We start from the raw sequence: 23,037 nt of genomic DNA, 5'->3' as shown, positions 1-23,037 counted from the left end.
TAGATCACATCTCTTTAGCAACCATTTGGTTACCTAAGTTAATGCCTATCATAATATGTCTAAATGCATTTTCAGAACAATTTTCTAACCAATCTTTTGCATCAGATATTGAATTTTCTAAAGTTGTTGGTTCTGGGATTATACTCGTAAAAGCATCAATTCCACTTTGATAATTAATTTTTGCATTTAAACCAATTGTTCCTGCAAAAGCGATAACTGGTTTATTGTGTGATTTCGCAATTCTTGCAACTTCTGATGGAATCTTACCGTTTGGTGTTTGGTAATCTATACACCCCTCAGCAGTAATTACTAAATCTGCATTAATAATTGCATCAGAAATTTTAATATACTTCATTATAATTTCAAAGCGCGGATGTAACTTTGCATTTAAAAATCCATGTAAACCTGCTCCTAATCCACCTGATGCTCCGCCACCATTAATAAGAGATAAGTCATCACCTTTAAATGATTTGATTAGTCTCGCAAGATGTTCTAAGTTGGAAGATAATTGTTCTACATCTTCAATTGATGCTCCCTTTTGTGGTCCAAATACTCTTGCAACTCCTTTACTGCCACACAATATATTCATCCAATTTACCGCTACATCAATATCAACTAGATGTACCCTTGGATCCATATATCTCATATCAACACCATGAATACGATTAATTTCTCCCCCTCCATTAATAAATATAGGTTCTCCTTCTTTATTTAAAAATTTAACACCTACTGCTTGAGCCATTCCTACTCCGCCATCTGATGTACCTGAATCTCCACAACCAATTAGGATTCTTTCAACACCATAATCTAATGCTTTAATAATTGTTTCTCCTACACCAAATGTAGTTGTATTAAGTGGATTTCTCATATTTCTAGGTACATGTCTTAAACCAGCAATCGCTGCCATTTCTATTACGGCTGTTTTAACACCACTTTCTTTAAATACACCAAAGTATGAAGGAATCGGCTTACCGATTGGTCCCATTACTTGCGTTGCAATTTTTTTACCTTCTTTAAGTTTTATAATAGTATCTACAAAACCTTCTCCACCATCAACCATTGGAATAGTTGTGACTTCATGTTTGCCTTCTACTTTATTAACACCATTCGCAATTGCTTTTCCAACCTCTTCTGCGCTTAAACTTTCTTTAAATCCTGATGGAATAATCACTACTTTCATGTTCATTTCCTCCTCATATCGTATTTCTTGCTTAACCATAATTTATCTTTACAAGATTCACATACAATTAGAGAAAAATTAAAATTTGATTAAAAACGAACATTTTAACAGTTTTATGTAATTTGGAGGAATTGATAAAAAAAATCTCATTATTTAGCCTATGCTAAATAATGAGATTTGAGTTCATTGAATTTTTATAGTATGAGTAATCGTCATACATACTTCAAACTATGCTTAATTATTTTCTTTCAATTTCAACCATTTTGAAAGCTTCGAAGATGTCGCCTTCTTTAATGTCGTTGAATTTTTCGATTGTGATACCACATTCATATCCAGCTGCTACTTCTTTAGCATCATCTTTGAAACGTTTAAGTGTATCTAATTCACCTTCAAAGATAACAATGCCGTCACGAATAATACGTACACTTGCATCTCTTGTAATCTTACCGTCTGTTACGTAACTACCAGCGATTGTACCTACTTTAGATACTTTAAATGTTTGACGTACTTCAGCTTGACCAATAACTTGTTCTTCATATTCAGGGTCTAATAGACCTTTCATAGCTGATTCGATTTCTTCGATTACTTTATAAATAATACGATGTAATCTCATATCAACATTTTCTTCTTCTGCAGCACGTTTAGCACCTGCATCTGGTCTTACGTTAAATCCGATAATAATACCGTTTGATGCTGCTGCTAATGTAACGTCTGATGCATTAATCGCACCAACTGCTGTATGAATAATACGTACATTAACACCTTCAACATCTATTTTCATTAATGATGCTGCTAAAGCTTCTACAGAACCTTGAACATCACCTTTAATGATGATATTTAAATCTTTCATTTCACCTTGTTTCATTTGTTCAAACAAGTTATCTAATGAAACGCTCTTACTATCTTGACGTTGTTTTAAGATATTTTCTTGTTGACGTTTTTCACCGATTTGACGCGCTTGTTTTTCATTTTTGAAGACAACAAATCGATCTCCAGCTTGTGGTACATCATGTAAACCAGTAATTTCAACAGGTGTTGATGGTCCAGCTGTTTTGATTCGTTTACCTAAGTCGTTAACCATCGCACGTACTCTACCGTATGTGTTACCCACTACTAATGAGTCACCAACTTCTAAAGTACCGTTTTGTACTAATAGAGAAGCTGCAGGTCCACGTGATTTATCAAGCTCTGCTTCGATTACAGTACCTACTGCAGCACGGTTAGGGTTAGCTTTTAATTCTTCAACTTCAGAAACTAAACCAATCATTTCTAATAAATCATCGATTCCGTCTCCTTGGATTGCTGAAAGTTGAACGAAGATTGTATCTCCACCCCAGTCTTCAGGATAAAGACCATATTCACCTAATTCTTGCATAACACGATCAGGATTTGCTGTTGGTTTATCAACTTTGTTTACCGCAACAATAATTGGTACTTCAGCTGCTTTAGCATGGTTAATTGCTTCAATTGTTTGAGGCATTACACCATCATCAGCTGCAACAACTAAAATTGTGATATCTGTTACTTGAGCACCACGCGCTCTCATTGTTGTGAAAGCAGCATGTCCTGGTGTATCAAGGAAAGTAATTTTCTTGTTATTGTTAACAATTTGGTATGCACCAATATGTTGTGTAATACCGCCCGCTTCACCAGCTGTAACACGTGTATTACGGATTGAATCTAGAAGTGTTGTTTTACCATGGTCAACGTGTCCCATGATTGTAACAACTGCAGGTCTTTCAATTAAGTCTGCATCATTTTCATCAACTTCAAAGTAATTTTCTAAGTCAGTAGCATCTACATGTACTTCTAACTCAGCTTCAATATCATAATCTGCACAAATTAATTCAACAGTTTCAGTATCTAATGCTTGGTTAATATTAGCTACGACACCAAGTAAGAATAACTTCTTGATAATTTCAGAAGCATCTTTGTTGATTTTATCAGCTAATTCACCAACTGTAATACCTTCTTCATACGTAATTAAAGATGGTGTTTCTTTAACTTCAGGTTTAGGTTGTTGCTGTTGTTGATTATGTTGTTTTTTGTTATTTTGCTTTTTATTCTTTTGATTCTTTTGTTGATGATTAGGTTTATTGTTTTGTTTGTTATTCTGTTTGTTGTTATTTGATTTATTTGTATTTGCGTGAGTAGTTGATTGGTCTTTTTTAGCAGAATCCTGCTTTTTAAATGCTTTATCTAAAATTTTAATGTCATTCTCCTCTAATGCTTGCATGTGATTTGATACTTCTATGTTATTCTTTTTTAATTCATCTATGATTGCTTTACTCTTTACATCGATTTCTTTTGCATACTCATATATTCTCTTTTTACTCATATACTCACTCCTCATGAAAATCATGAATCATCGTTTTTAGCTTTTTGCTAAATCCAATGTCAGTTATGCCCAACACCACTCTGCTTTCTTTTCCAATTGCGTAGCCTAATTCATAGCGTGTAGCAAAAGTTAAAAGTGTTACATGATAAGTTGCACATTTATTTTTTATTGTTTTTGTAACATTTGCTGCAGCATCTTCTGAAAGTATGACAAGTTTAACATTGCCTTTTCTTAACTCACTTATGACAATTTCTTCGCCAGTCTTAATCTTTCTAGCTCTTGTTGCCAGACCAAGAAGATTTAAAATTTGATCTTTCTTTTCTATACTCATTTAGGTATACGCTCACGGTAAATTAAACGAATGATTTCTTTATAGACAGGTTCAAGTGTTTCTTTATTACTGTCAAAATAACGTTCTAACTTTCCTTGTTTCTGTGCATTTTCGATAACTTCTAGATCTTTAGAAACATATGCACCGCGACCTGGTGCTTTACCTGTCGCATCTGCTGTTATTTCGCCTTCTTTATTTTTAACGACACGAATCATATCATTTTTAGGTTTCATTTCATTTGAAAGTATACATTTACGCATTGGTATCTTTTTCTTTTTCATGATAAAAGCACCTCACTTTATGATTCTTCAGTTGAAATAATGCCTGCTTCTCTTGCATCAGTTTCTGATTTAATATCAATCTTCCAACCTGTTAATTTTGCAGCAAGTCGTGCATTTTGTCCACGTTTACCGATTGCTAATGATAATTGGTAATCTGGTACGACAACTGTAGTCGATTGATTTTCTTCGTCTACGATAACTTCTACAACTTGTGAAGGACTTAAAGCATTTCTTACGAATACTTTTGGATCTTCGTCCCACTCAACGATGTCGATTTTTTCGCCACCTAATTCATTAACGACTGCTTCAACACGAACACCTTTAGCACCAACACATGCACCTACAGCATCGATATCGCCATTTTCTGAAGTGACACTAATTTTAGAACGGTCTCCAGCTTCACGTGCTACAGATTTAACAATAACAGTACCGTCATAAATTTCAGGAACTTCTTGCTCGAATAAACGCTTTAATAAACCAGGATGTGTACGTGATACAAAGATTTGAGGACCTTTAGTCGTTTGTTCAACTTTATTCACATATACTTTAATACGTTCATTTGGTAAATATTGTTCATTTGGACTTCTCTCAGCTTCAGAAAGTACAGCTTCAGTACGGCCTAAATTAACATATACATAACGGTGATCGACTCTGTCAATAACACCTGTTACAATGTCATCTTCTTTATCAATAAACTCATCATAAAGAATGCCTCTTTCAGCATCTCTTAAACGTTGCATAACTGCTTGTTTAGCTGCTTGAGCACCAACACGACCGAAGTCTTTAGGTGTAACGTCTTCTTCAAAGACATCTCCAATTTCGTATGCTGGGTTTGTAACTAACGCTGTATCTAATGCTACTTGATCTCTATAATCTTCAACATCTTCTACAACGTCTTTTCTTGAAATAACTCTATAAGTACCTTCATCAAGATTCAATTCGATTCTAACATTTTTGGCACTGTCATAGTTCTTTTTGTAAGCTGTGATTAAAGCCGCTTCTATTGCATCAATAAGTACCTCACGAGGTATTCTTTTTTCCTTTTCAAGGTATTCAATTGCAAGTAATAATTCATTACCTTTCACAATGTATCCTCCTTTATATTATAACATTACTGATCGACGTGCTTTAGCGATTTTCTTGCGTGGCAACGTGACATTCTTAGTTCTTGTTTTAATTTTCACTTCTAGCGTTATAGATGTTTCAGTAACTTCTTTTAAAACGCCTAACCATTCTTTATCTCCTTCAACAGGTTCGTATAACGAGATAAATACAGGTTGTTCAATTGCATTTTGATAGTCTTTTTCTTTTTTCAATGGGCGTTCTGCACCAGGTGAAGATACATCCATGAAATAAGGTTCTTTAATAGGATCTTCTTTGTCCATAACTTCACTAATCTTTTCAGAGGCAATTGTGCAGTCGTTCAAATCAACGCCACCGTCTTTATCAATTGCAATACGTAGATAATAGTCTGATCCCTCTTTGACATATTCGACATCTACAAGTTCATAATTTAAATCTTCAAGTATTGGTTGAATAATTTCCTCAACGTGTGCTGCAACTTTACTCATAATGACCTCCCTCTTAATACAAACAGAAAAGAGCGGGAAATGTCCCACTCTTTAAACGTCAGAGTATTATTTTAAGCAATAACAGTATATCACATAATGTCGCTATGCTCAAGAACATGCATTATAAATCAAATATTGAAAGCTGAGCTTTATCAGGCATATTTGGTAATGATCCAAGTTCATCGAGATATTCGATGATTTTTTGAGATACACCTGCTTTTTTATTAAGGTCTTCTTTAGCTAAGAATGGACCTTCTTCTCTTGCTTCAACGATACGTTTCGCAACGTTTTCACCTAGTCCAGGAACTGCGATAAATGGTGGAATAAGTGAATCACCTTCAATTTTGAATTCAAACGAATCACTTTTCTCTAAGCTAACTGGTTGGATTTTGTAACCTCTATGTGCCATTTCATTTGTAATTTCTAAAACTGTTAATACATCTTTTTCTTTTTTAGCTAATTCATGGAATCGGCTATAATATTCTTTCACCGTTGCTTTAATAGACTCTTTATCTTTCGTCATTGTTTTTAAATCAAAGTCTGTCGCACGTACTGTAAAGTAACTTGCGTAATAGAACAACGGATAATGAACTTTAAAGTATGCAATTCTTAATGCCATTAAAACGTATGCAGCAGCATGGGCTTTAGGGAACATGTATTTAATTTTTTTACATGAATCTAAATACCAATCAGGTACATTATTTTCTTTCATGGCTTCTTCGAATTCATCTGTTAAACCTTTACCTTTACGAACTGCTTCCATAATTTTAAAGGCAAGTGATGGTTCTAAACCGTTATACATTAAGTAAACCATAATATCATCACGACAACCGATAACACTTGATAAATCACATGTACCTGTTTTGATTAACTCTTGTGCGTTTCCTAACCAAACGTCTGTACCGTGTGATAACCCAGAAATTTGAACGAGTTCAGAAAAAGTAGTTGGTTTCGTATCTTCAAGCATTTGTCTAACGAATCCTGTACCGAATTCAGGTACGCCAAATGTTCCAGTCTTACAAAGAATATCTTCTTCTGTTACACCTAATGATTCTGGTGTACTAAAGATTTTCATTGTTTCTTTATCATCTACTGGAATTGTCTTAGGATCAATGCCTGATAAATCTTGTAACATTCTAATCATTGTTGGATCATCGTGTCCTAATATATCCAGTTTCAAAATATTATCATGAATAGAATGGAAGTCAAAATGCGTTGTTTTCCATGGTGATTTTTGATCATCGGCAGGATATTGGATTGGTGTAAAATCATAAATATCCATATAATCTGGTACAACAATAATACCCCCTGGATGTTGCCCGGTCGTTCTTTTAACACCGGTACAACCTTTAACAAGTCTATCAACTTCAGCTGCTCTTTTATGAATACCTTGATCATTTAAATATCCTTTAACATAACCGAAAGCTGTTTTTTCAGCAACCGTACCGATTGTACCTGCTCTGAATACTTTGTCTTCACCGAACAGTACTTTCGTATAATTATGGGCAACTGGTTGATATTCACCACTAAAGTTCAAGTCAATATCCGGTACTTTGTCTCCTTTGAAACCTAAGAATGTTTCAAACGGTATATCTTGTCCTTCTTTAATCATATCAACATGACATTTTTCACATTGTTTATCTGGTAAGTCGAAACCAGATCCGACAGAACCATCATCAAAGAAATGGCTTTCTTTACAAGATGGACAAATATAATGTGGTGGCAATGGATTCACTTCAGTTATTTCAGTCATTGTCGCAACAAAACTAGATCCGACAGAACCACGTGAACCAACTAAATAGCCATCATTCAAGGATTTCTTAACTAACCTTTGCGAGATTAAATAAATAACAGCAAATCCATTTCCTATAATACTTTCTAATTCTTTTTCAAGTCTATCAATTACGATTTGTGGTAAGTCTTCACCATATAATTTTCTAGCATTCTCATAACTCATTTCACGAATTTCTTCATTCGCACCTTCCATATTAGGTGTATATAATTCATCCCTAATCGGTATTACAGTTTCGAGTCTATCTGCTAGCTCGTTCGTATTTTTAACAACAATTTCATATGCTTTTTCTTCACCTAAGAAGTGGAATTCATCCAACATTTCATCAGTTGTTCTAAAGTGTGCTTCAGGTAATGTTTGTCTATTCAATGGATTACCTGGTTGAGAAGCGATTAATATTTTTCGTGCAACAGCATCATGTTCGTATAAATAATGAGCATTTCCTGTTGCAATAACTGGAATATCAAGTTTCTCACCAACGCTTAATATACGACTATATATTTCTTCCATCGTTTCATTATCTTTAATCAATTCTCTATCAATTAAATCTTGATATAACCCTTTTGGTTGAACTTCTATATAGTCATAATATTTCGCAACTTTTTCAACTTCATCTTGGTCTTTTTGCATAACCGTTGTAAATACTTCCCCTTCATCACATGCACTACCTACTAGAATACCTTCTCTATATTTGTTTAATAACGAGCGTGGTATACGTGGTGTACGATAAAAGTAATCAACTAATGAGGCACTGACAATTTTGAATAAATTTTTAAGTCCGACTTGGTTTTGTACGATTAGCGTTACATGCGAAGGTCTTGCACGTTTATATGCTTCATCATTTGATAGCTTCTCGTTTATTTGATTATGATTATAAACATTGAGTTCTTCTAACTGTTTTAACATCTTAATAAAGATATGTGCTGTTGTTTCCGCATCATAAATCGCTCTATGGTGTTGTGTAAGTTCTACACCATATTTTTTAGCTAAGAAATTCAAACCATGTTTACCATATTCAGTATTCACTGTACGTGATAATTCAAGCGTATCGATGACACCATTTGTCGTAGCACCAAGTCCGATACGTTCAAATCCTGTATCTATAAAGCCCATATCAAATGATGCGTTATGCGCAATATATATTGCGTCCCCAACCCATTCATGGAAATCTTTTAGAACTGTTTCGATATCAGGTTGTCCACGTAACATTTCATCTGTAATACCGGTTAAATTTTTAATTGTTTCTGATAGACGTTCTCCTGGATCAGAAAAACGTTCAAATGTGTCAATTACTTCGCCATCTTTAACCTTAACGGCAGCTAATTCTATAATTTGATCATATTGACTTGAAAGTCCTGTTGTTTCAACGTCAAATACAATATACGTTGCTGTCTTGAGCGGAATATCTTGTGACTTGTATGCAATAGGTACACCATCATCTACAAGCATACCTTCCATACCATAAATCATTTTAATACCATTTTTCATGGCAGCTGCATGCGCATCTGGATATCCTTGAACACCATTATGGTCTGTTATCGCGATTGCTTTATGTCCCCATTTAGCAGCCTGTTCAACATACTTACCAATATGTGTAATGCCATCCATTTGACTCATAGATGTATGTAAGTGAAATTCAACTCTTTTTTCATCTGCTTTATCAAGTTTAGGAGACTTCTTAATTTCATGGATATCCGTCATCATCATCACTAAATCACGTATAAATTGATCTTGTTCAATTCTACCTTGTGCTCTTACCCATGTACCTACTTTTAAAGCTTTAAAATGTTCAAGGTCATCTTTGCCTTTTCTCGTAAACATCTTAAGTATGAGAGAATCGGTATAGTCCGTAATTTTTAATGTGACAATATGTCTACCACTTTTAAGTTCTTTCATTTCAATATCAAAAATAACACCTTCAAGTGCTACTTTGAACTCTTCTTCAATAATATCTTCTATTTTGCGAATAGAATCTACAGGAATGTCTTTACCTATCTGACATCGTGATACAGCATTTTCATTATCACTAGATTCTGCTTTTTCTTTCTTCATACGTTCCATTTTTTCTGATGCAATACGTGCAGCTTCTTCATCTTCTTGTTGGATGTGCGCTTCAAATGATTCAAGTTCTCTTCTCATTTGTTCTTCATTATCCATCGTTTCGAATATAACACGACTTATGTGAAAGCCACATTTCTGGAGCGCTTTTACTAATGAACCATTAACACGCTTATCGAAATAATCGCGTTCAATATCATTGTTCACTTGAACTTTTACGATATCATCAGCAAAGATAATAGGCTTTTGTTTAAGTTGATGTTTCACTTTATCACTTAATTCAGTACCATCAATACAATGTGGAATGTATTTCAATATATGTTCATCTATTTGTTCTTTAGTTGTCACTTCAATTGTCCAATCAACTTGCGCAATACTACTAAAAGCACTTTTCAGTTGATTTGTAAAAACAAGATACATTTCACTTGATAAATAATATGGCAACTTTATGTAGAAATGCCACAATCTTTTTGATTGGGACACATCAATTCTTGTAAGTTCACCTTGTTCTACGACATCTTTATCAAGTTCATCTGTAATGTTCATTTGCGTGAGAAGCGTTTGGAATTTCTCTTGCCCTGTCATTGACACTTATACGACCACCTTCATCAAAATGAAAAAGAGGCTAATCATTAAATAGCCTCTTTAAATATCTTATATTATATCAGATTTAGTTGTTTTTATCAGTCTATTTTACTGCATCATAGAAAGTAGCAAGTACTTCATCTAATTCATCAATATGGACTTCTTTACTATCTGAATTATCACGACGTTTTACTTCTACGATGCCTTCTGAAGCTTTCTTACCAACCATAACACGTACTGGTAAACCTATTAAATCTGCATCATTAAATTTCACGCCAGCACTTTCTTTACGGTCATCATATAAGACATCATATTTATTTTGTAATTGTCCATAAAGTTGATCCGCTAGTGCTTGTTGCTCTTCTTTTTTAGGATTAATCGCAATTAAATGTACTTCATAAGGTGCGATGGCTTTTGGCCAAATAATCCCTTTATCATCATGATGTTGTTCGATTGCTGCTGATAATGTTCTAGAAATACCAATACCATAACAACCCATAATAAGTGGTTGTGCTTTACCTTGTTCATCTAAGAATGTCGCATTCATACTTTCAGAGTACTTCGTTCCAAGTTTGAAGACTTGACCAACTTCAATACCTTCAGCGAATTTAGCAGTACCTAAATCACCCGGTAATGCTTCTCCTTCAAGAATAAATCTAAAGTCTCCATATGCCTCAATCTTAAAGTCTCTGTCTACGTTCGCATTAATAAAATGATAACCTGTTTCATTCGCACCAACAGCTAAATTATTAATATCTTGAACGAAATTGTCTGCATAAATTTTGATTTGGTCTACATTAACTGGTCCTAGACTACCTGGCTTAGCACCTAAAATATTCACGATTTCAGACTCAGTTGCCATTTCGATATTATCTGTTTTGAAATATGATTTTAACTTAACATCATTTACTTCATGATGACCTCTAATTAATATCATGACATACTCATCATCAACTTTAAGAATCATTGATTTAATAATTTTATCTAAAGTCACATTTAAAAAGTCTGCTAATGCTTGTGCTGTTGTAACATTTGGCGTTTCAACTTTTTCTAAATCTTTTAATGGTGTATGTTCATGATTAGGTGTATAAGCTACTTCAGCTTTTTCAATATTTGCAGCATAGTCATTTGTTTCACTATAAACAATTGTATCTTCACCAATATCAGCTAAAGCCATAAACTCATGCGTATGATCTCCACCGATAGCACCAGAGTCAGCAAGTACTGGTCTAAAGTTTAAACCTACTCTTGTAAAGATATTATGATAAGCATGATACATATCTTGGTATGTATCATCTAATGAATCTTCATTAGCGTGGAAAGAATAAGCATCTTTCATAATAAATTCACGGCCACGTAATAATCCAAATCTTGGACGTTGTTCGTCTCTAAATTTTGTTTGAATTTGGAATAAAGTGATTGGTAAACGTTTATAAGATTTCAATTCATCTCTTACAAGAGAAGTCACAACTTCTTCATGTGTAGGTCCTAAACTAAATTCACGTTTATTACGATCGTGCAATCTCATTAACTCAGGACCGTATGCATCCCATCTACCTGATTCTTTCCAAAGTTCGGCTTGTTGTAACACAGGCATAAGTACTTCTACGCCATCAATTTTTTCCATTTCTTCACGTACAATTTGCTCAATTTTGTTGAGTACACGCTTAGCAGTTGGTAAATAACTATATATACCTCTTGCATTTTGTTTAATCATACCTGACTTTAATAAAAGTTTATGACTAATTGCTTCCGCTTCTGCAGGAACTTCTCTTAATGTTGGTATAAATATTTTCGACTGTTTCATAAGTTTCCTCCTATAAGCTACATGAAGTACCTTTGAATATCATTCCATGTAACCATAATCATTACAAATATTAAAAATACAGCACCAATTGAAAGCATAACCATTTCTGCTTTTTTATTAATCGGTCTTCTGAAAATCATTTCATAAATAACAAATAATAATCTTCCGCCATCTAAAGCTGGAATAGGTAATAAATTCATAATACCTAAGTTAACACTTAATAACGCTGTGTAACCCATTAATGTAATAAACCCTTGCTTCACAATAGAATCTACATTGCTATATATACCAACAGGTCCATTTAACATATCAAAGGAGAATCCACCCGTGAATATGCTCGTAATCAAGCCAAGAACTGCTTGGAATATTAATTGACCTGCCACTATTGTTTTTTCAATACCTGCAATTAATGGACCAAACACTGTGTGTTCTGTCGGTTGTGCAACACCGATAATGTATCGTGTTTCATATTTACCTTTACTAACTTCTAGTTTATCTTTTTTAGCTGCTACTTTGAAAGTCTTTTCTTGACCATCACGATCAACTTTGATTTCTACAGGTTCAGTTTTCTTCTCTTTAAAAATAGGTTGTAAATCTGTGAACTTCTGAATCTTTTGTCCATCTACTGATAAAATTTCGTCACCTTTTTTAATACCTGCAGTTTGTGCAGGAGCACCGTCTTCTAAATCTCCAAATACTGGTTCATTCGTTGGCACACCATTCCAATAAGCAAGCCCAATAAAAATAACAAAAGCAAGAATAAAATTAAATAACGGACCTGCAAATAAAGTTAGAAATCTTTGATAAGGCTTTTTAGACATTAATTGTCTATCTTTAGGTGCAATTTGTATTAAATCTCCACCTTGAACAAAGTAAGCTTCTCTCGCTATTTTAAAATGATGTCTTTCTTCATCGCTTGCTGTAATACCTTCAATGAAAATATCATTTTCAAAATCACTATCTTTAATTTCGATATGTTCAATTTGTTGGAATTTATGTTGATCATCCATAATAACATGTGTTATTTCGTTTTGATCGTTTAATTTAATTGCGATATGCATACCTGGTGTTAATGGATTTTGTTCTAATCCATCTCCAGCCATTCTGACATAACCACCTACTGGAAGTAGTCTAATTGTATAAAGTGTTTCATTTTTCTTATATGAATAAATTTTAGGTCCCATACCTATGGCAAACTCTGGGCACATGATACCTGCACGTTTCGCAAAGAACATATGTCCATATTCATGTACTGTCACTAATAGTCCAAATACAAAAATAAATGCTAATATTGTATAAATCACGCCTACACCCCGTAATCCTTAGATTTATATGTAGCATCAATTTTTAGAATCGTTTCTAAATCTGGATGCTCAATAACTTCATGGTTTTTAATTGCTTCCCCAATCATGTCTTCAATTTCCAAAAATGTTATTTCATTGTTCAAGAACTTATTTACAGCTACTTCATTTACAGCATTTAAAACAACGGGCATTGTACCACCTATTTTAATGGCTTCATAAGCATACTGTATACATTTAAAGCGATCGAAATCCATTTCTTTAAAATTTAACTGACCAATTTGAGCTAAATTTAATTTTTCTGCATCTCTTGTATATCTTTCTGGATATGTAAATGCATATTGAATGGGTGTTCTCATATCTGGTGTACCCAATTGTGCAATCACACTCGTATCCTTAAATTCAACCATAGAATGAATAATACTCTCTTTATGCAAGACTGTTTCAATTTGGTCAATATCTAAATCAAATAACCATTTTGCTTCAATGACTTCTAAACCTTTATTCATCATTGTTGCAGAATCTATCGTAATCTTTTGACCCATAGACCAGTTAGGATGGTTGAGCGCTTCATCACGTGTTACAGATTTGAGTTCTGCACGTGTTAAATCACGAAATGATCCACCACTCGCAGTTATGATTAATTTATTAACCTGCTCTTTATTCTCACCATTTAAACATTGAAATATTGCTGAGTGTTCTGAATCGACAGGTAGAATGTTAACATTATGTTCTCTAGCTTTTGACATCACAAGTTCACCAGCTGCAACTAAAGTTTCTTTATTCGCTAGTCCTATATCTATACCAGCTTCTATAGCTGCGATAGTAGGTCTTAAGCCTATACTACCGACAATTGAATTTAATAAAATATCGGTATTATGGTATGTTGCAACTGCTAATAAACCTGCGTCCCCATGTACAATTTCAATATTTAAATGTTTAAGTTTATCTATATCTTCTTCATTTTGAACAGATATGAGTTCTGGATGAAATTCTTCAATTATATTCTGTGCATAAGCAATGTTTTTACCGACTGAAAATGCAACTAAATTAAATTGTGATGCATGTTCTCTTATAACATCTAATGCTTGCTGTCCAACAGAACCACTAGCTCCTAAAATAGCTATATTTTTCAAAGACCTCACCCCAATTTACAATTGAAATAGGAATAGATTTAACAGTGGTAAAACAAAGATAAAGCTATCAAATCTATCTAATATACCACCATGTCCTGGCATAATATTCCCTGAATCTTTCACACCGAAATGTCTTTTAAGCCCTGATTCTACTAAGTCACCTAATTGTCCAAACATACTTAATAACATCGTTAATGGAATTAATAACCATAATGATACATCCATATCAAAATATTGTCCAAAAATAACTGCAACGATTAAACTTGAGAAAATACCTCCAATAAATCCTTCAATCGTTTTGTTCGGACTAATTAATGGCCAAAGTTTATGTTTACCAAATAATCTACCAAATATATATGCACCTGTATCAGTCAACCACACTAATAATAATGCGAATAAGATAAATTGTAAGCCATGTTCTCTTGTCTCATAGAAATACATAAAGCCTATTCCAATATATGTAACGGACATGACACAGAAAGAGGCATCCATAAAATTAAATCTATTTTTAGACATCACTGTATAACTCAACATTAAGAAACTCATTACGATTAGAAGTTTAAGTTGAACGCTAATATCGTTATTAATGAGTTCTTGTGGCAATAATATTATACATAGCGAAACAGTGGACAAAAAACCTGGTATAGAAATAATTGATAAATTATTCATATTTAAAATTTCTTTTAAAGCAATAATCGCTAATAAATACGCTAACGCTATTACGGGTAATCCACCATATATTACGACTGGAAGAAATACAGCCATAGCAACAATTGCCGATATTGTTCTTGTCTTCATTTTTATCTCCTTTACAGCCCACCAAATCTTCGTTGTCTCGACTGATAAATTTTCAAACAGTCTATGAGTGATTGTTCATCAAAATCTGGCCAAAGTGTCTTAGTAAATATAAATTCACTATAAGATGATTGCCATATTAAAAAATTACTTAATCTTTCTTCACCTGATGTACGAATGAGCAACTCTGGATCTGGAATATCTGAAGTGAATAAATATTTCTTAATATTATCTTCACATAGATCATCAATTGTTAAATTGCCTTCTTCAACTTCATGGTAAAGTTCTTTAACAGCATTAAGAATTTCTGCTCTACCACCATAGTTCAACGCAAATACTAGATTTAGCCCTGTATTATGTTTCGTTTTTTCGATAGCTTCTTCAATTGCATTTTTAGTATGCTTAGGCAAAGCTTCGGTAAAACCAATCGTTGTGACTTTAACATTTTTTTCAATCAATTCTGGTAGAAAAGTCTTTAAAAAATCAACCGGTAATTTCATTAAATATTTCACTTCATCTTCTGGTCTTGACCAATTTTCCGTAGAAAAAGCATATAAAGTCAAATATTTCACACCTAAATCACTTGCTTTACGTGTTATTTTCTTAACCGTTTGCATACCTTCATAATGTCCTTTTATGCGAGGCATTTTTCTATTTTTAGCCCATCTACCATTTCCGTCCATAATAATTGCTATATGTTCAGGTATCGATAATTCATTGTCTTGATTATTTATTTGTTGTTTTTGCTTTATAAACTTTTTTATCATAGCGTCCTCCATCAAACAAACGCGAATTTATATGTAAAATTAATTAAACATATCGTAATACATTTTATCACAAAAAGAGTGATTCTGTTATATATAAAGAAAAAACCGTACCAAAGTCTGATTTGGTACAGCTCTTATCTTTAAACTTCCAAAATGTCATTTTCTTTTTGAGTCGTTAAATCATCTATTTGTTTGATGAAATCATTTGTAATGTTTTGAACTTCTTCAGTTTGATTTCTTAAATCATCTTCTGTAATTTCGCCATTTTTTTCTTGTTTCTTCAAATCTTCATTTGAATCACGACGAACATTACGAATTGCAACTTTAGCATTTTCAGCTTCTTTTTTAGCTTCTTTTACTAATTCTTTTCTGCGTTCTTCAGTTAATGCTGGTACTGAAATTCTAATAACTGTACCATCACTTGTTGGATTAACACCTAAGTTAGCTGCATTAATTGCTTTAAGTACATCATCAACTGATGATTTGTCATATGGTTGAACAACTAACAAACGCGCTTCAGGTACTGAGATACCTGCTAATTGTTGAATAGGTGTTGGAACACCGTAGTACTCAACATTTACTCTTTCTAAAAGATTTGCATTTGCATGTCCAGTTCTAATACCAGCTAAATCTCTATTGAAACTTTCAATAGTTTTGTTCATTTTTGACTTCGTTTCTTGAATAACATCTGCCATGGAATTACACCTCAAGTTTATTTTGTAATAATCGTACCGATTTCTTCACCTTGAACAGCACGTTTAATATTTCCTTCTTCCATAATTGAGAATACAACAAGTGGGATATCATTGTCCATACAGAATGATGAAGCAGTTGAATCCATAACTTGTAATCCTTCTTGTAACATTTGAATATATGTTAATCTTTCGTATTTTTCTGCTTTAGGATCTACTTTAGGGTCAGCAGAATAAACACCATCAACATTGTTTTTACCCATTAAGATAACGTCAGCCTCAACTTCGGCTGCTCTTAAAGCTGCAGTCGTATCAGTAGAGAAGTAAGGATTCCCTATTCCCGCTGCAAATATAACGACTCTCTTTTTCTCTAAGTGACGAATCGCACGTCTTCTAATATATGGTTCAGCAACTTGTTTCATTTCGATTGAAGTTAATACACGAGTATCACAATCTAATTGTTCTAAACTATCTTGTAATGCTAAAGCATTCATAACAGTGGCTAACATGCCCATATAATCAGCTGTTCCACGATCCATACCTAAATCGCTACCAGTTTTACCTCTCCAAATGTTTCCGCCACCAACGATTACAGCAACTTCGCAATCCATTTGAGCAACTTCTGACACTTGTTGAGCGATACTTTTAATTACGACTGGGTTAATGCCAAAGCCTGAATCTCCTGCTAAAGCTTCACCACTTAGTTTTAATACGACGCGTTTATATTTAGAATTCTTAGTCATCTTGATCCCTCTCTATGCTTATAATTAGGTCTTTATATATAACGAAAGAAGACACAAAGCGTGTCTTCTTCCTAAAAAGCAATCTTAGTTGCCTTTCATTTGTCCTTTTACTTCATCAGCAAAGTTATCAGAACGTTTCTCGATACCTTCCCCAACTTCGTAACGAACGAAATCTACAAGCACGCCACCGTCTGTTTTTAAGAATTCAGCAACAGTTTGGTCTGGATTTTTAACGAATGCTTGGTCAACAGCACAGATTTCTTCTAAATATTTACGCATTCTACCTTCAACCATTTTTTCAACGATATTTTCAGGTTTACCTTCATTTAAAGCTTGTTGTTTTAAAATTTCTTTTTCGTGAGCTAATTCTTCATCAGATACTTGGTCACGAGAAACAAATTTAGGGTTTAATGCAGCGATGTGCATAGCAACGTCTTTAGCTGCTTCTTCATTAGTTGAACCTTCAACAACAGTTAATACACCAATACGTCCACCCATGTGTAAGTACTCACCGAATGAATCGTTATCAGTTTTTGTTTTTAATGTAAATCTACGTAAAGTTAATTTTTCACCAATAGTAGAGATAGCTTCGTTCATTTTTTCTTCAACAGTTTGACCACTAGCTAATTTTGAAGCGTTTAATGCATCAACGTCAGCTGGTTTAACATCAAGAATATGATCAGCCATTTCTTTAACTAAGTTTTGGAAACCTTCGTTACGAGCAACGAAGTCAGTTTCTGAGTTTAATTCAAGAATTACTGCATCGTTACCTTTAGATGCAACAAAAGTAGTACCTTCTGCAGCAATACGGTCTGCTTTCTTAGCAGCTTTAGCGATACCTTTTTCACGTAAGTAATCTACCGCTTTATCGATGTCACCATCAGTTTCTGTTAAAGCTTTTTTACAGTCCATCATACCTGCGCCAGTTTTTTCACGTAGTTCTTTAACAAGTTTAGCTGAAATAGCCATAATCTAATTCCTCCATTTATTTAAATAATATATTGTTTATCTTAAATCTTTCTAAAAAAAGGTGATAAGTTATAGAACCTTATCACCTTTTTGAAATTATGCTTCAGTAGTTTCAGTTGATTCTTCTTCAGGTGCTTGTTCTGTTTCGTTTAAGTCGATGTTTTGCTCTTCAGCAACATCTTCATTTGAAACGCCTTGTTGACCTTCTAAAATAGCATCAGCCATTTTACCAGTTAACAATTTAACAGCACGAATAGCATCATCGTTCGCAGGGATAACATAGTCGATTTCATCTGGGTCACAGTTTGTATCAACAATACCAACGATTGGAATGTTTAATTTACGTGCTTCAGCAATCGCATTACGCTCTTTACGAGGGTCTACTACGAATAATGCTTGAGGCATTGATTTCATATCACGAATACCGCCTAAGAATTTGATTAAACGGTTATATTCTTTTTTAAGTTCTACAACTTCTTTTTTAGGTAATACATCAAACGTACCGTCTTCTTCCATTTTTTCAATTTCAGAAATACGTTTTACACGTTTAGAGATTGTTTTATAGTTAGTTAAGATACCACCTAACCATCTTTGGTTAATGTAGTAGTGTCCAGCACGTTCAGCTTCTTCTTTAACTGACTCTTGTGCTTGTTTTTTAGTACCTACGAATAATACTTTACCGCCTTCTTCAGAAACAGATTTAATAAAGTTGTATGCTTCGTCAACTTTTTTAACTGTTTTTTGTAAATCGATAATGTAGATACCGTTTCTTTCTGTGAAAATGTATTTTTTCATTTTTGGGTTCCAACGGCGTGTTTGGTGACCGAAGTGAACACCTGCTTCAAGCAATTGTTTCATTGAGATAACTGCCATGATAATTCCTCCTAATTGGTTTTATTCCGCCATAAACACTTATTATAGAAACAACTTATCTAAGTTGCACCAATCCATAATTTTCGTGATTATGTGTGAATTTGGCTTTTATAGCCGTTTTCAAATATATCATATCTTATACTGTTCATCAAGTATTTTATTTAGATAATCCTAACTCATCTAAGAATTTTTCTTTTTTAATTCTAATAAATGTACCTTTCATACCTAAAGAACGAGATTCAATTACGCCAGCACTTTCTAATTTTCTTAATGCATTGACGATAACTGATCTTGTAATGCCTACTCTGTCAGCAACTTTAGAAGCAACTAATAAACCTTCAGGTGCACCAAGTTCTTCAAAGATATGTTCAATCGCTTCTCTTTCTGAATATGAAAGTGAGTTAATTGCCATATTGATTGCTGCTTTGTCTCTTGCTTCTTGTTCAATTTCATTATGTTTTTCTCTTAATATTTCCATACCAATAACAGTAGCTGCATATTCACCAAGTACTAAGTCATTGTCATTGAAATCTTGAGATACACGTCCAACTACTAATGTACCTAAACGTTCACCACCACCAAGGATTGGGAAAATAGTTGTTTGACTATCAACGAATAATTCTTTGTTTTCTGGTGGGAATACAGTTAATACTTCTTCAATACCGATATTTGATTTCGTTTGTTCTACGTGCATTAATTGATCAGTATATTCTTTAGGAATATGTCTGTCTTCTAACATTTTGATAATACGTTCATTGCTTAATAATTCATTTAAGCTTGAACCTAAAATTTTACCTCTTCTTGATACGATGAATACGTTTGTCACCGTTACATCACTGATAGTTTTAGCCATATCTTTAAAGTCTACAGCAATACCTTTATGCTTTTGTAATAACGTATTTAATTCTCTTGTCTTTGATAATAAACTCATTTATTTTTTTCTCCTTTTTTATAGAATAAACGCGCTTAAATCTTTATTTGTCGCAATAGATTCTAATTTTTGATTAACATATTCAGGTGTTATATCTACAACTGCATTTGGCATATTCGAAGCTTCGAAAGAAAGATCTTCTAGCATTTTTTCAAGTATAGTATGCAGTCTTCTTGCACCGATATTATCTGTCTCTTGGTTAACTTGAAAAGCAATTTCAGCTAAACGATTAATGGCTTCATCAGTAAAGTTGATTGTCACCATTTCAGTTTCCAACAATGCTTTGTATTGATCAAGAAGCGATTGTTTCGGTTCTTTTAATATTTTAACGAAATCTTCAGTTGTTAAACTATCTAATTCAACACGAATTGGAAATCTACCTTGTAACTCAGGTATTAAATCACTTGGTTTAGACATATGGAACGCACCTGCACCAATAAATAATATGTGCTCAGTATTAATTGAACCATATTTCGTTTGAACGACACTACCTTCAACAATTGGTAAGATATCTCTTTGTACACCTTGTCGAGATACATCTTGTCCGCCGTTACTGTTGCTCACAGCAATTTTATCGATTTCATCGATGAATACCATACCCATTTGTTCAGTTAATTGAATTGCTTCTTCATTAACCGACTCTTGGTCAATCAATTCATTCGCAATCTCATCTGTTAGAATTTTTCGTGCTGATTTAACTGGCAAGTTTCTTTCAACTTTTTTCTTAGGCATCATTTGGCTAAGCATATCTTGCATTTGAGGGTTATTTTCCATACCCATCATGCCTAACGTTTGTTGTTCTTGTTCTACTTTTATTTTAACGATTTCTTCTTCAAGTTCGCCGTTTAATAATTGTTTTTTAATATCTTCACGTTTTGTTTTTATTTCTTCAGTTGGTGTTTCTTCGACTTCTTCTTGTTGATTGAAGTTCGGGAATTGTCCACCAAACAATGACTCTAACGGATTATTACTATTACTTTGTGCTTTTTTCTTCATACTTGGCACAAGCAATTTCACTAATTTTTCATTAGCTTTTTGAGTCGCCTCATCGAGTACGCCTTTTTTCTTTTCTTCTTTAACAAGTCGACGCCCTACTTCAACAAGGTCACGTATCATACTTTCAACATCTCTACCTACATAACCTACTTCAGTAAATTTAGTAGCTTCTACTTTTACAAAAGGTGCACCAACTAATCTAGCCATTCTTCTAGCTATTTCAGTCTTACCTACACCTGTAGGACCTATCATAAGAATATTTTTAGGTATGATTTCGTTTCTAAGTTGTTCATCTAATAAACTTCGTCTATAGCGATTTCTTAAAGCAATTGCTACTTTACGCTTAGCATCTTGTTGACCAATGATATGATCATTTAATCGATCAACGATATCATGCGGTGTCATTTTTAATTGATTTTGTGACAACCTTAAACCCCTCCAATTATATTTCTTCAACTTTTATTTCATGGTTTGTAAACACACAAATATCTGCAGCCGTATTAAGTGAAGCTTCTGCAATTTCTTTAGCCGATAAATGAGGTGCATATGATTTAAGCGCTCTACCAGCACTTAAAGCGTAATTACCACCAGAACCAATAGCAATGATACCATCATCTGGCTCAATCACTTCTCCAGTACCACTTACGACTAATAAATCAGTTTCATTCATGACAATGAGCATCGCTTCAAGTTGGCGTAACATTTTATCTCCACGCCATTCTTGAGCAAGCTCAACTGCAGCTCTCGTTAAATTACCGCTATATTCTTGTAATTTAACTTCAAATTTTTCGAATAAAGTAAATGCGTCTGCAACGCTGCCAGCGAAACCAGCAACAACTTTATCATGATATAATCTTCTAACTTTTCTTGCTGTTTGTTTCATAATGACTTGCTCACCTAATGTAACTTGACCGTCACCTGCCATTGCAGAATGACCATTATGTCTTATTGCAAATATAGTTGTAGCATGTAATGAAGAACTCATTATCAAATCTCCTTTACGCACGTGGATGTGCTGATAAGTATACTTTTCTTAATTGATCTTTTGTAACATGTGTATATTGACTTGTCGTTGATAAACTTTCATGTCCAAGTAAACTTTGAACACTTCTCATATCGGCTCCTTGATTTAGCAAATGTGTTGCAAAAGTATGCCTTAATTTATGAGGATGAATGTGATACACACCTTGCGTTCTCTTAACGATTTCGTTGAGCGCATATCGTACACCACGTTCAGTGATAGGTTTACCTCTCATGTTTACTATCAAGAAATCATGATCTAAATGCATCTGACTTCTAAACTGTTCAATATAGTCAACGATTGCACTTTGACAATACTCTCCAAAAGGAACGATACGTTCTTTATTCCCTTTACCTAGCACTTTGACAAATGCATAATTCAAATCAATATCACTCATTTGAATATGAACTAATTCTGACACTCGAATACCTGTCGCATAAAGCAACTCAAGAATGACGCGATCCCTTATATTCGTTTTTTTACCATCATCAAGTGTTTTAAATAGCTTTTCCATTTCTTCTTCATAGAAAAAGCTTGGTAAATGATGTTCTTTTTTTGGATGTACAAGTTGAATAAATGGATTCTGTATATCGCTATCAACACTCATCCAATATTGATATAAAGATCTTAATGTAGAAATTTTACGCGAAACACTCGTCCTTTTATGTCCTTTATCATACAAAAACGCAAGGTATCTCCTTGCATCTTTATATTCAAATGATTCTAAGGATAAATGTTCTGACTGTAAAAAATCATTAAATTCATTCAAATCAAGTTGATATGCATTTAAAGTATGGGTGGAAAAATGTTTTTCATAAGTTAACATATCAACAAACTGTTGTTCAATTGTATGTACCATAACTCATTCCT

20 protein-coding genes are annotated in these 23,037 nt (G+C 33.6%); all 20 read right to left on the bottom strand.

Annotation, left to right across the window (positions count from 1 at the left end; all coding sequences use genetic code 11):
• Nucleotides 1-4: 4 nt before the first annotated feature.
• The 20 genes from LQ611_RS05100 to xerC all read right to left on the bottom strand — a co-directional run bounded on the left by LQ611_RS05100 (nucleotide 5) and on the right by xerC (nucleotide 23,026).
• Nucleotides 5-1,180, bottom strand: a complete 1,176-nt coding sequence (locus LQ611_RS05100) for a glycerate kinase family protein (protein WP_103361320.1) — start codon at nucleotides 1,178-1,180, stop codon at nucleotides 5-7.
• Between the two features lie 238 nt (nucleotides 1,181-1,418).
• Nucleotides 1,419-3,518, bottom strand: a complete 2,100-nt coding sequence (gene infB / locus LQ611_RS05095; RefSeq protein WP_025905337.1) for a translation initiation factor IF-2 — start codon at nucleotides 3,516-3,518, stop codon at nucleotides 1,419-1,421.
• A gap of 4 nt (nucleotides 3,519-3,522) precedes the next feature.
• Nucleotides 3,523-3,849 carry a ribosomal L7Ae/L30e/S12e/Gadd45 family protein gene (locus LQ611_RS05090; protein ID WP_025905336.1) on the bottom strand — a complete coding sequence of 109 codons (327 nt, stop codon included), beginning with the start codon at nucleotides 3,847-3,849 and terminating at the stop codon, nucleotides 3,523-3,525.
• A complete protein-coding gene (gene rnpM, locus LQ611_RS05085; RefSeq protein WP_025905335.1) occupies nucleotides 3,846-4,130 on the bottom strand; it encodes an RNase P modulator RnpM in 285 nt (94 codons plus the stop codon). The genes LQ611_RS05090 and rnpM overlap by 4 nt, the downstream gene beginning before the upstream one ends.
• A 17-nt stretch (nucleotides 4,131-4,147) precedes the next feature.
• On the bottom strand, nucleotides 4,148-5,215 hold the full coding sequence (gene nusA / locus LQ611_RS05080; protein WP_037587793.1) for a transcription termination factor NusA: 1,068 nt from the start codon (nucleotides 5,213-5,215) through the stop codon (nucleotides 4,148-4,150).
• Nucleotides 5,216-5,233: 18 nt separating this feature from the next.
• Nucleotides 5,234-5,701, bottom strand: coding sequence for a ribosome maturation factor RimP (gene rimP, locus LQ611_RS05075; RefSeq protein WP_037587791.1), 468 nt, complete (start codon nucleotides 5,699-5,701; stop codon nucleotides 5,234-5,236).
• Nucleotides 5,702-5,822: 121 nt separating this feature from the next.
• A complete protein-coding gene (locus LQ611_RS05070; protein ID WP_374229765.1) occupies nucleotides 5,823-10,142 on the bottom strand; it encodes a PolC-type DNA polymerase III in 4,320 nt (1,439 codons plus the stop codon).
• 97 nt (nucleotides 10,143-10,239) lie between these two features.
• The gene (locus LQ611_RS05065; RefSeq protein ID WP_107572772.1) at nucleotides 10,240-11,943 is read right to left on the bottom strand and encodes a proline--tRNA ligase; all 1,704 of its coding nucleotides are present in this window, start codon (nucleotides 11,941-11,943) and stop codon (nucleotides 10,240-10,242) included.
• Nucleotides 11,944-11,960: 17 nt separating this feature from the next.
• Nucleotides 11,961-13,247 carry an RIP metalloprotease RseP gene (gene rseP / locus LQ611_RS05060; RefSeq protein WP_058611079.1) on the bottom strand — a complete coding sequence of 429 codons (1,287 nt, stop codon included), beginning with the start codon at nucleotides 13,245-13,247 and terminating at the stop codon, nucleotides 11,961-11,963.
• A gap of 2 nt (nucleotides 13,248-13,249) precedes the next feature.
• Nucleotides 13,250-14,380, bottom strand: a complete 1,131-nt coding sequence (locus tag LQ611_RS05055) for a 1-deoxy-D-xylulose-5-phosphate reductoisomerase (protein ID WP_107572773.1) — start codon at nucleotides 14,378-14,380, stop codon at nucleotides 13,250-13,252.
• Between the two features lie 15 nt (nucleotides 14,381-14,395).
• Complete coding sequence (locus LQ611_RS05050; protein ID WP_103361323.1) at nucleotides 14,396-15,178, bottom strand: phosphatidate cytidylyltransferase; 783 nt, start codon at nucleotides 15,176-15,178, stop codon at nucleotides 14,396-14,398.
• Nucleotides 15,179-15,189: 11 nt separating this feature from the next.
• Nucleotides 15,190-15,942: an isoprenyl transferase gene (locus tag LQ611_RS05045; RefSeq protein WP_025905327.1), complete on the bottom strand. Its 753-nt coding sequence runs from the start codon at nucleotides 15,940-15,942 to the stop codon at nucleotides 15,190-15,192.
• Nucleotides 15,943-16,082: 140 nt separating this feature from the next.
• The gene (frr, locus tag LQ611_RS05040; RefSeq protein WP_037587780.1) at nucleotides 16,083-16,637 is read right to left on the bottom strand and encodes a ribosome recycling factor; all 555 of its coding nucleotides are present in this window, start codon (nucleotides 16,635-16,637) and stop codon (nucleotides 16,083-16,085) included.
• A gap of 17 nt (nucleotides 16,638-16,654) precedes the next feature.
• Nucleotides 16,655-17,377, bottom strand: a complete 723-nt coding sequence (gene pyrH, locus LQ611_RS05035; protein ID WP_025905325.1) for a UMP kinase — start codon at nucleotides 17,375-17,377, stop codon at nucleotides 16,655-16,657.
• 84 nt (nucleotides 17,378-17,461) lie between these two features.
• Nucleotides 17,462-18,349, bottom strand: coding sequence for a translation elongation factor Ts (gene tsf, locus LQ611_RS05030; RefSeq protein ID WP_025905324.1), 888 nt, complete (start codon nucleotides 18,347-18,349; stop codon nucleotides 17,462-17,464).
• A gap of 93 nt (nucleotides 18,350-18,442) precedes the next feature.
• Entirely contained in the window at nucleotides 18,443-19,219 is a 777-nt protein-coding gene (gene rpsB, locus LQ611_RS05025; protein WP_025905323.1) for a 30S ribosomal protein S2, read from the bottom strand.
• Between the two features lie 157 nt (nucleotides 19,220-19,376).
• Entirely contained in the window at nucleotides 19,377-20,150 is a 774-nt protein-coding gene (gene codY, locus LQ611_RS05020) for a GTP-sensing pleiotropic transcriptional regulator CodY (RefSeq protein WP_025905322.1), read from the bottom strand.
• 18 nt (nucleotides 20,151-20,168) lie between these two features.
• Nucleotides 20,169-21,551 (bottom strand): ATP-dependent protease ATPase subunit HslU, encoded by a 1,383-nt coding sequence (hslU, locus tag LQ611_RS05015; RefSeq protein ID WP_048542780.1) that lies wholly within the window; start codon nucleotides 21,549-21,551, stop codon nucleotides 20,169-20,171.
• A 37-nt stretch (nucleotides 21,552-21,588) separates the two neighbouring features.
• Nucleotides 21,589-22,131, bottom strand: a complete 543-nt coding sequence (gene hslV, locus LQ611_RS05010) for an ATP-dependent protease subunit HslV (RefSeq protein ID WP_037560086.1) — start codon at nucleotides 22,129-22,131, stop codon at nucleotides 21,589-21,591.
• 13 nt (nucleotides 22,132-22,144) lie between these two features.
• Nucleotides 22,145-23,026, bottom strand: a complete 882-nt coding sequence (xerC, locus tag LQ611_RS05005) for a tyrosine recombinase XerC (RefSeq protein WP_103361325.1) — start codon at nucleotides 23,024-23,026, stop codon at nucleotides 22,145-22,147.
• Nucleotides 23,027-23,037: the final 11 nt, after the last annotated feature.

The sequence above is a fragment of the Mammaliicoccus sp. L-M44 genome (genome assembly GCF_022386355.1).
Lineage (GTDB): Bacteria > Bacillota > Bacilli > Staphylococcales > Staphylococcaceae > Mammaliicoccus > Mammaliicoccus sciuri_A.
The sequence above is the reverse complement of the archived record's forward strand: the minus strand, read 5'-3'. Positions and strand labels throughout refer to the sequence as shown.